Annotated in this window: 11 protein-coding genes and 1 tRNA gene; 5 read left to right on the plus strand and 7 right to left on the minus strand. The window is 72.9% G+C overall.

Annotated features, from left to right (window positions below; translation table 11 throughout):
* The first annotated feature begins 56 nt into the window (after positions 1 to 56).
* Positions 57 to 1,016: a helix-turn-helix transcriptional regulator gene (locus ACIGHB_RS27695; RefSeq protein ID WP_399916658.1), complete on the plus strand. Its 960-nt coding sequence runs from the start codon at positions 57 to 59 to the stop codon at positions 1,014 to 1,016.
* A 617-nt stretch (positions 1,017 to 1,633) separates the two neighbouring features.
* Here ACIGHB_RS27695 and ACIGHB_RS27700 read toward each other — a convergent pair.
* Complete coding sequence (locus tag ACIGHB_RS27700; RefSeq protein WP_360316638.1) at positions 1,634 to 2,647, minus strand: sigma-70 family RNA polymerase sigma factor; 1,014 nt, start codon at positions 2,645 to 2,647, stop codon at positions 1,634 to 1,636.
* 401 nt (positions 2,648 to 3,048) lie between these two features.
* Here ACIGHB_RS27700 and ACIGHB_RS27705 point away from each other — a divergent pair, with 401 nt between their 5' ends.
* Entirely contained in the window at positions 3,049 to 4,134 is a 1,086-nt protein-coding gene (locus tag ACIGHB_RS27705) for a questin oxidase family protein (protein ID WP_399916660.1), read from the plus strand.
* 108 nt (positions 4,135 to 4,242) lie between these two features.
* Here the strand turns inward: ACIGHB_RS27705 and ACIGHB_RS27710 are convergent, their stop codons facing one another.
* Entirely contained in the window at positions 4,243 to 5,031 is a 789-nt protein-coding gene (locus tag ACIGHB_RS27710; RefSeq protein WP_399916662.1) for a dioxygenase, read from the minus strand.
* 119 nt (positions 5,032 to 5,150) lie between these two features.
* Between ACIGHB_RS27710 and ACIGHB_RS27715 the strand changes: the two genes are divergently transcribed.
* Positions 5,151 to 5,663 (plus strand): MarR family transcriptional regulator, encoded by a 513-nt coding sequence (locus ACIGHB_RS27715; protein ID WP_360316646.1) that lies wholly within the window; start codon positions 5,151 to 5,153, stop codon positions 5,661 to 5,663.
* Positions 5,664 to 5,789: 126 nt separating this feature from the next.
* Here the strand turns inward: ACIGHB_RS27715 and ACIGHB_RS27720 are convergent, their stop codons facing one another.
* Together ACIGHB_RS27720 and ACIGHB_RS27725 are read right to left on the minus strand one after the other, a co-directional pair.
* On the minus strand, positions 5,790 to 7,331 hold the full coding sequence (locus ACIGHB_RS27720; protein ID WP_360316649.1) for an MFS transporter: 1,542 nt from the start codon (positions 7,329 to 7,331) through the stop codon (positions 5,790 to 5,792).
* Positions 7,332 to 7,466: 135 nt separating this feature from the next.
* Complete coding sequence (locus ACIGHB_RS27725) at positions 7,467 to 8,135, minus strand: TetR/AcrR family transcriptional regulator (protein WP_399916680.1); 669 nt, start codon at positions 8,133 to 8,135, stop codon at positions 7,467 to 7,469.
* A gap of 425 nt (positions 8,136 to 8,560) precedes the next feature.
* Here ACIGHB_RS27725 and ACIGHB_RS27730 point away from each other — a divergent pair, with 425 nt between their 5' ends.
* Positions 8,561 to 9,832: a M6 family metalloprotease domain-containing protein gene (locus ACIGHB_RS27730; RefSeq protein WP_399916664.1), complete on the plus strand. Its 1,272-nt coding sequence runs from the start codon at positions 8,561 to 8,563 to the stop codon at positions 9,830 to 9,832.
* A gap of 9 nt (positions 9,833 to 9,841) precedes the next feature.
* Here ACIGHB_RS27730 and ACIGHB_RS27735 read toward each other — a convergent pair whose 3' ends face one another.
* A complete protein-coding gene (locus ACIGHB_RS27735) occupies positions 9,842 to 11,587 on the minus strand; it encodes a class I adenylate-forming enzyme family protein (protein WP_399916666.1) in 1,746 nt (581 codons plus the stop codon).
* Between ACIGHB_RS27735 and ACIGHB_RS27740 the strand changes: the two genes are divergently transcribed.
* Positions 11,561 to 11,633: transfer RNA gene (locus tag ACIGHB_RS27740), tRNA-Arg, on the plus strand. The genes ACIGHB_RS27735 and ACIGHB_RS27740 overlap by 27 nt on opposite strands.
* A gap of 71 nt (positions 11,634 to 11,704) precedes the next feature.
* Here ACIGHB_RS27740 and ACIGHB_RS27745 read toward each other — a convergent pair.
* The gene (locus tag ACIGHB_RS27745) at positions 11,705 to 12,850 is read right to left on the minus strand and encodes a tyrosine-type recombinase/integrase (protein WP_399916668.1); all 1,146 of its coding nucleotides are present in this window, start codon (positions 12,848 to 12,850) and stop codon (positions 11,705 to 11,707) included.
* Positions 12,850 to 13,053, minus strand: a complete 204-nt coding sequence (locus ACIGHB_RS27750; RefSeq protein ID WP_399916670.1) for a helix-turn-helix domain-containing protein — start codon at positions 13,051 to 13,053, stop codon at positions 12,850 to 12,852. Before ACIGHB_RS27750 ends, ACIGHB_RS27745 begins: the two co-directional genes overlap by 1 nt.
* Positions 13,054 to 13,198: the final 145 nt, after the last annotated feature.

Here is a 13,198-nt window from a genome sequence, read left to right on the forward strand (position 1 = left end):
ACCATAAGAGTGATGTAGGCCAGATGGCGTCCTAATTGCCGCGCATGATGGTGTGCATGACGGACACCCCGGCACGACTCCTCAATCTGCTCTCGCTCCTCCAGACCCCGCGCGAGTGGCCCGGAAGCGAGCTCGCCGACCGGCTCTCGGTCTCCCCGCGCACGATCCGCCGCGACATCGACCGGCTCCGCGACCTCGGCTATCCCGTCGAGGCGACGAAGGGCGCGATCGGCGGCTACCGGCTCGTCGCCGGCACGGCCATGCCCCCGCTGCTCCTCGACGACGAGGAGGCCGTCGCCATCGCCGTCGGCCTCAGGGCCGGCGCGGGGCACGCCATCGAGGGCGTCGACGAGGCATCGGTACGGGCCCTGGCCAAGCTGGAGCAGGTGCTCCCGGCGCGGCTGCGGCACCGGGTCTCGACGCTCCAGAACGCGACGCTGCCGCTGACGCGGGGCGACGGCGCCACCGTCGCGCCCTCGACGCTGACGGCGCTGGCGGGCGCCGTCACCGGCCGCGAGCGGCTGCGGTTCGCCTACCGCGCGGGCGACGGCGCCGAGACGAAGCGGCTCGTCGAGCCGTACCGGCTGGTGTCGACCGGCTGGCGCTGGTACCTCGTCGCGTACGACATCGGGCGCGAGGACTGGCGCACCTTCCGCGTCGACCGCGTCAGCGACCCGCTCCCGACCGGCGCGCGCTTCACCCCGCGGGAGCTGCCGGAGGGCGACGAGGCGGCGTACCTGGTGCGGTCGATGACGCGGGCGCAGGGGGAGGAGGTGGAGCTCGACGTCACCTTCGAGGCGCCCGCGGAGACGGTCGCGGGGCGGCTGCCGGCGCATCTCGCGCCGGTCGCGACGGGGGCCGGTACGTGCCGGCTGCGGGCGCGGTCCGGTGACTCCATGGACTGGCTCGCGGTACGCCTGACCCTGCTGGATGTCCCCTTCAAGGTCCAGTCCCCGGAGACCCTCCGCACCCACCTCCACCACCTCAAATCCCGCCTCACCGAGGCCCTCACGTAACGCGCCCGCGCGCCCGCCGCACCCGCAGGCCCGTTGCGACCCGCGCGCCCGCCGCACCCGCAGGTCCGTTGCGGCCCGCGCCCGCACCCGCAGGTCCGCGTTGTGGCCCGCGCCGCCGCTCCGTTGTGGGCATACGTTCCGCTAGGGCGGAACGGGTGGGCACAACGGAACGGCACCCTGCGCGGGTGCCTCCGCTTCCGAGCCTGGACCCGCACCGGTACGGCGCCGTCGCACGCGTGCGGGTTCAGGCGCGGAAGCCTGGGCGCGGCTGGGCGCGCCGTCCCGTGTGCCCACCCGTCCCGCCCTGCGGGACGCCTGCCCACACGGGGGGGTGCGGCACAGCGCGCCGCCCCGCAGGGCGCGAGGCGCGGAAGGTGCGAGGCGCGGAAGGCGCGAGGCGCGGAAGGCGCGGGGCGCGGCACGGAGGCGCCCCGCGCAGGGCGCGCGACGCGGGGCAGGCCCCACGGGCGCTCAGCACGGAGACGCACGGCACGGGGGCACCGCGCGGAGGCGCGCAGCGCCGAGGCGCTCTGCGCTGCGCCTGGCCGCGCAGGACACGGAGGCGCGACGCGCGACGCGCAGTGGCCGCGCGACGCCCGTCCCCGTCGCCGGCCGCTCTAGGCCACCGCGTCGAAGCCCGTATCCCGCGCCATCTTCTTCAGCTCCAGCAGCGCGTGCTTCTCGATCTGGCGGATCCGCTCGCGCGTGAGGCCGTGCTCCTTGCCGACCTCCGTCAGCGTCCGCTCGCGCCCGTCCTCGATGCCGTACCGCATCCGGATGATGGACGCCGTCCGGTGGTCGAGCTTGTCGATGAGGTCGTCGAGCTCCTCGCTGCGCAGCAGCGTGAGGACGGACTGCTCGGGCGAGATCGCCGACGTGTCCTCCAGCAGGTCGCCGAACTGCGTCTCGCCCTCGTCGTCGACCGACATGTTCAGCGAGACCGGGTCCCGCGCCCAGTCGAGGACGTCCGTGACCCGCTCCGGGGTCGAGCCCAGCTCCTCCGCGACCTCCGCGGGCTCCGGCTCGCGCCCGTGCTCGCGGTTGAACTCGCGCTGGACCCGGCGGATCCGGCCCAGCTCCTCCACGAGGTGGACGGGGAGCCGGATGGTGCGGGACTGGTCGGCGATGGACCGGGTGATGGCCTGGCGGATCCACCACGTGGCGTACGTGGAGAACTTGAAGCCCTTCGCGTAGTCGAACTTCTCGACCGCGCGCACCAGGCCCGCGTTCCCCTCCTGGATCAGGTCGAGCAGGGGCAGGCCGCTGCGCGGGTAGCGCCGGGCCACGGCGACGACGAGCCGCAGGTTGGACTTGATGAAGAGGTCCTTGGCGCGCTCGCCCTCGGCGGCCAGCGCCTCCAGCTCCTCGCGGGTCGCCCCGCCGCCCTCGGCGCCCTCCACCGCGTCCACCTCGCCGTCGAGGATCTGCTGGGCGTACACGCCCGCCTCGATGGTCTGCGAGAGCTCGACCTCCTTGGCGGCGTCGAGCAGGGGCGTGCGCGCGATCTCGTCGAGGTACATGCCGACCAGGTCGCGGTCGGCGATCTCCCCGCCCACGGCGCGAACGCTGCTTGCCCGGCCGTCCCCGCTCTTGGCGGCGGACTGACGACGGGCGACGGCACGGGTTGCCATGCGAGCTCCCTTGCTGAGTAGGTCGCGACACCCTTCCGGGTGCCCTGCATCCGACGGAAACAACGACCGGAATCGGGACAGAATTCCCAGGAGGCTCAGGATTTTCGCGATCATGCAGTATCCTGCGCGCCCCGCGCCCGGCCCGGCGGCTCGCCACCGGCACGGATCCGCAGGTCAGAGGCGACGGAACGGCCTTCCGGGCGTTCCCCGACCGCACTGCCGGTGAGACGGCCGTCACACCGGCGGCCGTCCGCCCTTCCCTCCCTTTACGACGCGAGACAGTGGCGAGAAGTTGCCTCACGGGCCCCGTACTCGGGCCACCGACCGAGCCGCCCTCCGCCGCCCGGTGTAGGTCCCGAGCCCGTTACGGCCCGCCACTCCCCCGCCCTACCGTCCCCTCCATGGACACCACGGACATGAACACCACGGAGACCACAGAGACCACGGGCACCACGGGCACCACGGAAACCACGGAGACCACGGACACCACCGGCATCCTCGACGAGGCTCTCGAACGGCTTCACACCACCGGACCCGAGCGGAACGGCTGGCTCACCAATCACGCGCCGATGGCGGTGGAGGCGCTGGCCCGGAACGGGCACGCCGCCGCCGTGCACCGCTGGCTGGACGCGTACGCGCCGAAGCTGGAGGAGGCGCCCGCCCCGTACGCCCCGGTCACCGCCGGGAACTGGCGGGAGGCGCTGGGCGATCCGGTGCGGATCACCGACTGGACGCGGTTCTTCGCCCGCGAGCTGGCCGACCGGCCGTGGCGGGAGGTCCTGGCCGAGTGGTGGCCGCGCCTGCTGCCCGGCATCGCGGCCGGCGCCACGCACCCGGTCATCCGCACCGGGCACGCCGTACGGACCCTGCTGGCGCCCGGCGGGGAGACGGCGCCCCGGCGGGCCGAGCTGGCGCACGCGCTCGGCTACTGGGCCGCCCGGCACATGCCGCTGCCGCGGCTCACGGCGCTGCCCGTCGCGCCGGACGCGGCCGCCGCGCTCGCCGCCGTACCGCCGGTCTCGGAGCAGGAGAGCGGGTTCAGGGAGCGGTTCGCGCAGCTGACGGCCGTGCCCGTCTGGGGCACGGAGACGGATCCCGAGGCCGCGCGGGAGCGGCTCGCGGAGCTGGTGACGGCGGCCGTGCACCGGTACGCGACGCACGGGCACGGCGATCCGATCATGATGGTCCACGCGGCGACCGCGCCCAACGCCGTCCTGCGGACCCTGCCGGCCCTCCCCCGGGAGCTGTGGGCGCCGAGTCTGGCGGCCGCCTGGTCGGCCTCGGCGGTGGTGACGGCCGCGTACACACCGCGGGAGGCCGCCGCGTACGCGCCGGCCGGTCTCGCCCCGGAGGAGGTCTTCGCGCGGGCGGCGGCGCACGGCGACGACCACACCATCAAGTTCACCGACACCGCGCTGGACGTCGGCGGCGAGCTCGCGCTGGCGGCCGCCCTCCGCTCGGTGGAGCTGAACCCGCCGAAGTTCTGAGAGCCGGCCGGGCCGCTCCCGGGGCCGCCGCCTCGGCCGGCCGGCCGCTCCCGGGGCCACTGCGACCGGCCCGCGCCGCTCCCGCTCCCGCCGCCGGCCCCGGAGGGCTCAGCCGAACTGCACCGACCGCTTCGCGAGGCCCATCCAGAAGCCGTCGATGACCGACCGTTCGGCGTCGAGGTCGCCGGCCGCGTCCGCCGCGCCCATCGTGACGAAGAGCGGCGTGAAGTGCTCCGTACGGGGGTGGGCGAGGCGGCCGGCGGGGGACTTGCGCTCGAAGTCGAGCAGGGCGTCCACGTCCTGGGCGGCGAGGGCCTCGTGCCCCCAGGCGTCGAACTCGGCGGACCAGCCCGGGACGCCTCCGCCGGGGTGCCGGAGGGCGGCGAGGTTGTGGGTGAAGAAACCGCTGCCGACGATCAGCACGCCCTCGTCGCGCAGCGGGGCGAGCCTGCGGCCGATGTCCATGAGCCGGCGCGGGTCCAGGGTCGGCATGGAGATCTGGAGGACCGGGACGTCCGCGCCGGGGTACATCTCGACCAGCGGTACGTACGCGCCGTGGTCGAGGCCCCGGTCGGGGATGTCCTGCACGGGCGTGCCGGGGGCGCGCAGCAGTTTGCGGACGGCCTCGGCGAGCGCGGGCGCGCCGGGGGCGTCGTACCGGACGCGGTAGTAGTGCTCGGGGAAGCCCCAGAAGTCGTAGACCAGCGGGATCGTCTCGGTGGCGCCGAGGGCGAGCGGGGCCTCCTCCCAGTGGGCGGAGACCATGAGGATCGCCCGGGGCCGGGGCAGTCCGGCCGACCAGGCGGCGAGCTCGCCGGGCCAGACGGGGTCGTCGGCGAGCGGCGGGGCGCCGTGGGACAGGTAGAGCGCGGGCATCCGTTCCTGTGTGGCGGCCATGGTGTCGCCTCCTCCTCCGGCAGACATGCTCCGGCAGACGCGCGAGAAGTCTTTGAAACTTCAAGCTGATGCATGCAGCGTAAACCTACATAGTTCAACTTTCAAGAACGGGTCGTACGATGGGTGGCATGGGAGACAGGACCGAACCCGGACCGCGCTGGCTCAGCGACGGCGAACAGCGCGTCTGGCGCTCGTACCTCCACGCCACCACGCTCCTGGAGGATCATCTCGACCGCCAGTTGCAGCGCGACGCGGGGATGCCGCACGTCTACTACGGGCTGCTCGTCCAGCTCTCCCAGGCCCCGCGCCGCCGGCTCCGCATGACCGAGCTGGCGAAGAGCGTCAAGATCACCCGCTCCCGGCTGTCGCACGCCGTCGCCCGTCTGGAGAAGAACGGCTGGGTACGGCGCGAGGACTGCCCCTCCGACAAGCGCGGCCAGTTCGCCCAGCTCACCGACGACGGCATGGAGGTGCTGCGGCGGACCGCGCCCGGGCACGTGGCGGCGGTGCGGCAGGCGCTGTTCGACCGGCTCAGCCCCGAGCAGGTCGAACAGCTCGGCACGATCATGCGGGTGATGGCGGAGGGCCTGGAGCCGACGGACCCGGACGCGGACCTGCCCTGGCTCCGCTGAGCGAGACGCCGAGCGGAACCAGGGCAGGGATGTCCCCGGAAGGCGGGGACGCCCTGAAGGGCAGGGACGCCCCCGGAGGGCAGGGATGTCCCTGAAGGCAGGGGGACACCCCTGGAGGGCCGGGGCTCAGTGCGCGATGACCGGCACCTTCACCTCGTCCTCGGCCCCCTCCCCGGAACCGGCGACCACGCCCGTGTCCGGCTTCCCGGTGGTGATCAGCACGGCCGCGATGGCCGCGGAGACGACCAGGATGCCGACCGCCCACCAGATCGCGGCGGTGTAGCCCTCGACCATGCCCTGGAGCTGGAGCAGCTTCTGGGCGGCCGGAGTCGTCGCGCCGGCCGCGTTGTCGACGAGGTACGCGGTCGTCGCCGAGGCGGCGATCGTGTTCAGCAGGGCCGTACCGATGGCGCCGCCGACCTGCTGCGAGGTGTTGACCATCGCGGAGGCCACGCCGGCGTCCCGCGGGTCCACGCCGTGCGTGGCGAGCGACATGGCCGGCATGAACGCCGTGCCCATGCCCAGTCCGAGCAGCAGCTGCGCGGGCAGGATCAGCCCGGCGTACGAGGTGTCGACCGCCAGCTGCGTCAGGAGCAGCATGCCGGCGGCGGCGGTCAGGAAGCCGGGGGCCATGAGCAGCCGCGGCGGGACCCGGGTCATCAGGCGCGTGCCGATCTGGGTCGAGCCGATGATCATGCCCGCGATCATGGGCAGGAACGCGAAGCCCGTCATGACCGGCGAGTAGCCCTTCACGACCTGGAGGTAGTACGTCAGGAAGAGGAAGAGGCCGAACATCGCGATGACCGCGAGGCCGAGGGAGAGGTAGACGCCGCCGCGGTTGCGCTCGGTGAGGACGCGGAGGGGCAGCAGCGGGTTCTTCACCTTCGCCTCGACGAACACGAAGGCGCCGAGCAGGACCACGGAGGCCACGAACATGCCGACCGTGCCGGCGTCGCTCCAGCCCTCGGACTCGGCGCGGGTGAAGCCGTAGACGAGCGCGACCAGGCCGAGGGTCGAGAGGATCACGCCGGGGATGTCGAGCGCGGAGCGGTTACGGCCGCCGGCCGGCTCGCGGATCACCAGGTACGCGCCGACGGCGGCGACGATCGCGAACGGGATGTTGACGAAGAAGGTCCAGCGCCAGTTCAGGTACTCGGTGAGGAAGCCGCCGAGGATCAGACCCACGGCGCCGCCGCCACCGGCGATCGCGCCGTAGATGCCGAACGCCTTGGCGCGCTCCTTGGCGTCGGTGAAGGTCACCGCGAGCAGCGAGAGCGCGGCGGGCGCGAGCAGCGCGCCGAAGGCGCCCTGGAGCGCGCGGGCCCCGAGCATCGTGGCCTCGCCGGTCGCGGCTCCGCCGAGGGCGGAGGCGGCGGCGAAGCCGATCAGACCGACGACGAAGGTCCGCTTGCGGCCCCAGAGGTCGGCGATGCGGCCACCGAAGAGCAGCAGACCGCCGAAGGCGAGGGCGTAGGCGGTGATGACCCACTGCCGGTTGCCGTCCGATATGCCGAGATCCTGCTGGGCGGAGGGGAGGGCGATGTTCACGATGGTCGCGTCGAGCACGACCATCAGTTGGGCGAGGGCGATGAAGACGAGGGCCTTCCAGCGACCGGGGTCGGGCTGGGGGGCGGCCGTCGACCGGGCGGTCTCGGCGGTTTTGGGCATGGGGGTAGCCACCTCTTGGCACGTAAGCGAAGAAAAGGGATGTTCTGGGCTTGTGAAGTTCTGGGGTTACGCAGTACGAGCGTTACGCAGTACGGGGGTTACGGAAGTACGGAAAGTCTCGAAGCACTGGGGCCGTCAGGCGTCCCGCCTCAGGTCCCCCAAGGTCGCCGCCGACCCCGGCAGTTCGGAGCGGGCGGGCGCCTCCAGGCCGTCCAGGAAGAGCTGGAGGTGCCGGTGGACGAAGGGGGCGAAGTCCTCGCAGCCGGTGCCCGGCAGCGGCCGGGTCAGCTGGGAGACGCCGACCATCAGGTCACCGACGCCGACGTCGGGGCGGAGCCGGCCGGCGGCCTGCGCCCGCAGGACGAGACCCTCGACGGCCTCCTCCAGGCGCTCGCGCTCGACGACCAGGTCCGGGTGGTCCTTGTCGAAGGTGCCGTCGAGCATCGGGCAGAGCGCGCCGACCCGTTCCTCGGCGGCGGCGTGCGCGAAGCGGCTGAGGGCGGCGAAGGTGTCGGACTCCTCGGCGGCGGCCGTCTCGGCCCGCTCGGTGAGCCGGGCGAGGATCGAGAGCACGACCTCGTGGACGAGTCCGGGCCGCTCGGGGAAGTTCCGGTAGAGAGTGGCGTTACCCACTCCGGCGCGGCGCGCGATCTCGTCGTACGGCACGGAGCAGCCGAACTCCACGAACATCTCGCGGGCCGCCGCCACCAGCCGCTCGCGGTTGCGCACGGCGTCGGCGCGCGGGCGAGGGACGCGGCGCGCGGGGACATCGCCCACGGGCGTCGCCGATCCCGCCGAGGCCACCGATCCCGCCGATGCCACCGGCCCCGCCGATTCCGCCGACGCCACCGGCCCCGCCGATCCCACCGACGCCACCGCCCGCTCCTCCACGGGAGTCTCTCCGTCCGTACGGATCACGCCACGACCTCCTCGAACCCATCCATCCGGACCGGCCTCTCAACCGTCCGAAGCCACCTGAAGCCATCCGGAGCCATCCGGAGCCATCCGGAGCCATCCGGGGAAACACTCCCCACTTCGTCGAACTCTCTCCTAAACGGGGAGACGGTCCCCGCTTATTTCGACCCTCCATGTGACCTGAGTCACACGCCACGCTCCGTCTCCGCGTACCCACGATCGGTCCAACCCCGCGCGCGCCCCCGCACCGCTCCGCACAGGCTGATCGCACGGCACCACGCCGCTGACCTGGCCCCGACCGGAGAGGCGACCGCATGCAGCACACCCGCCGGCGGATACGCAGACCGGTCGCCCTCGCGGCGACCGCGGCCCTGCTGCTCACCGTGCTCGTCTCGGCGAGCACCACGTTCCCCGGGCCCGCCCCGGCCTCGGCAGGCCCCGTGGCCGCCGCGCCGGACACCACCCGCCTCGGACCGTGCCGCATCGCCACCACCATGGGTGTGCAGATGTCGGAAGGGCTGCCGACCGCCCCCGGGTTCGCCCGCTCCACCGGCCAGGTCCGCGCCCTCACGCTCATGGTCGACTTCCCCGACGTCCGCGGCGAGGGCACGGCGATGGCCCGCTTCCGCGAGTTCTTCCCGCAGACCTCCGACTGGTTCCACACCAGCTCGTACGGCCGGCTCCAGTACCGGGCCGAGACCCCGATACCCGACTGGTTGCGGATGCCGCGGCCGTTCTCCTCGTACGGGATCGAGCGCGGCGCCCCGTACGAGCCGGGCTACCGCTCCTTCGTCGAGGACATCGTGAAGACGGCCGACGAGAAGGTCGACTTCAGCGCCTACGACCTGGTCAACGTCCTGGTCACGCCGAACGCCGGCCCCTCCGCCCTGGACACGGTCCTCTCCGTCACCTTCTCCGGCAACGCCGACGCCCCCTACGCCGACGGCGTCCCGCTCGCCAACACGTCCTTCGTCTACAGCCGCCAGGACGACGGCTCGGGCAGCTTCGCGGAGACCGGCTACCGCGTCCTCCCCCACGAGAACGGGCACGTCTTCGGCCTCCCCGACCTCTACACCGCCGACGGCGGCGGCACGGTCGGCCACTGGGACATCATGTCCGAGGACTGGGGCGCCAACAACGACCTGCTCGGCTGGCACAAGTGGAAGCTCGGCTGGCTCGACAACGCCCAGATCCGCTGCGCCTCCGCCACCGGCACCAGCGAGCACCTGCTCACCCCGCTGGCCCTCGCCGGCGGCCCCAAACTGGTCTTCGTCCCGCTCTCCGACACCACCGGCTACGCCGTCGAGGTGCGCACCCGGGACGGCAACGACGAGGCCGTCTGCGAGCCGGGCGTCCTCGTCTACCGCGTCGAGTCCGACGTGGACACCGGCCACGGCCCGGTGACGGTCGCCGACAGCGACCACGCCAGCGGCGGCTGCACCCGCCGCCCCAACGTGCACGCGGAGCTCTCCGACGCCCCCTTCCGCCCCGGCGAGACCTTCACCGACCGCGCCCACGGCATCCGCATAGGCGTCCTGGACGAGGACACGGAAGGCAACTTCCGCGTCAGGGTCACAAGGAACTGACGAAAAAAGCTAGTCCAGCGCCCCCTCCAGCACCTCCTCCAGCAACCGCCGCACCGGGCCCTTCAGCAGCTTCCCGGCCTGGTTGCGGGGCAGCTCCCCCTCCCGTACGAGGACGTGCGCGGGCACCTTGAAGGCGGCGAGGCGCGCGGCGACGTGCGCCCGCAGCTCCTCGGCGCCGACGTCGGCGCCGGCCCGGAGCCGTACGACCGCCCCGACCTCCTCCCCGAGCAGCGGGTGCGGCACGCCGACGACGGCCGCGTCGAGCACGTCCGGGTGGGCCTGGAGCGCCTGCTCCACCTCGACGCAGTACACGTTCTCGCCGCCCCGGATCACCATGTCGGTGAGCCGGTCGACGATCGACACCCGCCCCTCCTCGTCGACCCGGGCGAGATCACCGGTACGGAACCACCCGCCGGGCGCGAACGCGGCACGCGTCGCCTCCGGATCCCCCCAGTACCCGCGGAACAGCGACTGCCCCCGCAGCCACAGCTCCCCGACGCCGTCGCGCGCGCCGTCGATCCGGACCTCGGTGGCGGGCGAGGGCCGCCCCACGCTCCCCGGGTGGTCCCGGTACTCGGCCCCGACGTTGGCGAGCACGCCGCCGCAGGTCTCGGTGAGCCCGTAGCCGTTCCGCGGCTGGATCCGCTCCCCGTACCCCTCGGCCAGCTCCCGGGTGATCCCGGCCGGCGCCGGGGCCCCGCCCGTACTGACCAGCACCACGCTGTCCAGCGGATCCCCGGTCTCCCGGGCGAGCGCGAGGAGCTGGAGCGCGGTGGTGGGCACCCCCGCGTAGTGGGTGACGCGGTGCTCCCGGATCAGCTCCAGCGCGCGGACGGGATCCCACTTCCGCATCATGACGAACGTCCCGCCCCCCGCCATGACGGCGTAGAGCGACGTGAAAGCGGCCACGTGGAAGAACGGAAACGTCGTCAGCGACACCACGGCCGGCCCGCCGCCCGGCAGCTCGCCGCGCGCGAGCGCCGCCGCGGCGGCGAAGTACCGCGGATGGACGGCGGCCCCGGCCTGCGCGAGCTGCGTGGCGACGGCCCCCTTGGGCCGCCCGGTGGTCCCCGAGGTGTAGAAGATCGTCGCGTCGTCCTCGGCCGCCACCTCCAGGTCCGGCGGCCCGAGCAGCGGATCGTCGTCGACCTCGTACGCGGCGAACCCGTCCTCCGCCTCGCCCCGGAACACGATCCCCGGCACCCCGGCCCGCCGGGCCCACGCCCGCACCCGCGGCACCCGCTCCCCGTCGACGAGCAGGACCCCGGGAGCGCAGTCGTCGAGCGCGTACGCGAACTCCTCCTCGGTCCACCAGGCGTTCAGCGGCACGGCGACGAGCCCGGCGAGCTGCACGGCCCAGAAGGCCACCTGCCACTCGGGAACGTTCCGCATGGCGACGACGACCCGGTCCCCGCGCCGCAGCCCGTACTCCCCCACCAGCTGCCGAGCGAGCCCACACGCCCGATCGAAGAAGGCCCGGTACGTCAGCACCTCCCCCTCGTACACAAGGAAATCCCTGTCGCCGAACCCCCACACCGCCTCGACGAACTCCCGCAGCGACCGAGGCCCCCCGACATACACCCCGTCCCGCACCTCGAACGGCGCCCCGCCCCCGCTCAACCGCCCCACACCACCACTCCGCCCCACAACCCCTCCTCCATCCGGTCCCCCAGTCTGACCCACACCCCCACCCCCCAACCCCCCATCCGCTAGGCTGTCCCCGGCCCCGCCTCCGTAGCTCAGGGGATAGAGCACCGCTCTCCTAAAGCGGGTGTCGCAGGTTCGAATCCTGCCGGGGGCACAAGCCGAAGGGCCAGCTCACAGGGGTTTTTCCCCGGAGCTGGCCCTTTCGCATGATCACGCCCGTGCCACCTACGTGCCAGAAGGCGGCGGATCACCCTCTCCTCGGGCCTGCCGGATCATCTCCCCGAGCTTCCCCGCGATGTGCTGATCACGGTCACTCGTCATGTGCTGATAGATCAGCGCGGCCCGGGTCGTGCTGTGCCCCATCCGCGTCATCAGCTCACGCGTGCTCGCGCCGGCGCTGGAGGCGAGCGTGTTCCCGGTGTGGCGAAGATCGTGGAAGTGCACGTCACCGGAGACGCCGGCCTCTGCGCGTGCGGCCGTCCAGTCGTCGCGGAAGTTGCTCCGCCGAAGCAGCCCGCCACGGGGACCCTGGAAGAGGTGACCGTCCTGCCCGGCGGCGGCGAAGCGCTCCAGGTGGTGAGCCAGCTCGGAGACGAGTTCGGCGGGGAAGGCGACCGGCCGGACGCCGGCGGCGGACTTCGGTGCCTTGTCGGCGAGCTTCCCGTTCTGGAGCTCGGACTGGGCCCGGCGGACCAGGACCACGCAGCGGCTCAGGTCGAGGTCCCGGCGTCGGAGCGAGGCCAGCTCACCGAAGCGGAGCGTGGTGAAGGCCGCGAGGAGGACGAGCGCCCGGTAGCGGGCCTGGATGGCGTCGGCCACGGCGTACACCTCGGCGACGGTGAGGACCGGCCGCTCTGGGACGTCGTAATGGTCGGCGCCCTTGATGCGGCACGGGTTGCGGCGGATCAGCTCGTCGTCCACCGCCGTGTTCAGGATCGCCCGCAGGAGCTGGTACGCCTTGACCACGGTGGGCTCCCCCACGCCGGAGTCGAGCAGGGCGGTACGCCAGGCACGGACACGAGGCGTGGTGATCGCGGCCAGAGTGCCGGCACCGAAGGTCGGCTTGATGTGCAGCCGGAGTACGCCCTCGTTCCGCTCGCGGGAACGGTCCTCCAGCTTGCGGTGCTTCAACCAGTCATCGGCGTACGGACCGAAGGCGACCCTCCCAGCGTCCGGTGCCTGGTAGGTGCCCCGGATGATCTCCGCCTCGATGGTGGTCAGCCACACGTCGGCGTCGGTCTTCGTGGCGAAGGTCTGCGGCGCGGACTTCGTCTCACCTGACAGCGGATCGCGGTAACGGGCCTGCCAGCGCCCCGAAGCGAGCTGCCGAACCGTCCCGAACCGACGACGCCGGCCTTTGCTGTTCGCCATCACGCCACCTTCCCGAAGCGCCGCACGACGGGCTCCACGGTGTGGGTCTGGATGTACGCCTCCACAGCAGGCTCCGGGATGCGGACGTGCCGACCGACCTTGACGAAGGTGATGCGCCGCTCCTCGATCAGTCGGCGCGGGAACCGGACCGAGGTGCCGAGGAGTTCGGCGACCTGAGCGACGGTGAGCAGACGAACGGACATGGTCACCACTCCTGTTCGGGGGACGCTTCGAGCTGGGCGCGGAGTTCGCGGGCGTGTTCGCGGTTGTGCTGGATGTCGCGGCGGATGTTGGCGGCGAGCCAGGACTCGCCGGGTGTGGCGCCGTGGCCGGCGTAGGCCCAGTGCG

Origin of the sequence: Streptomyces sp. NPDC085460, from assembly GCF_044541975.1 — a bacterium.
Classification (GTDB): Bacteria; Actinomycetota; Actinomycetes; order Streptomycetales; family Streptomycetaceae; genus Streptomyces.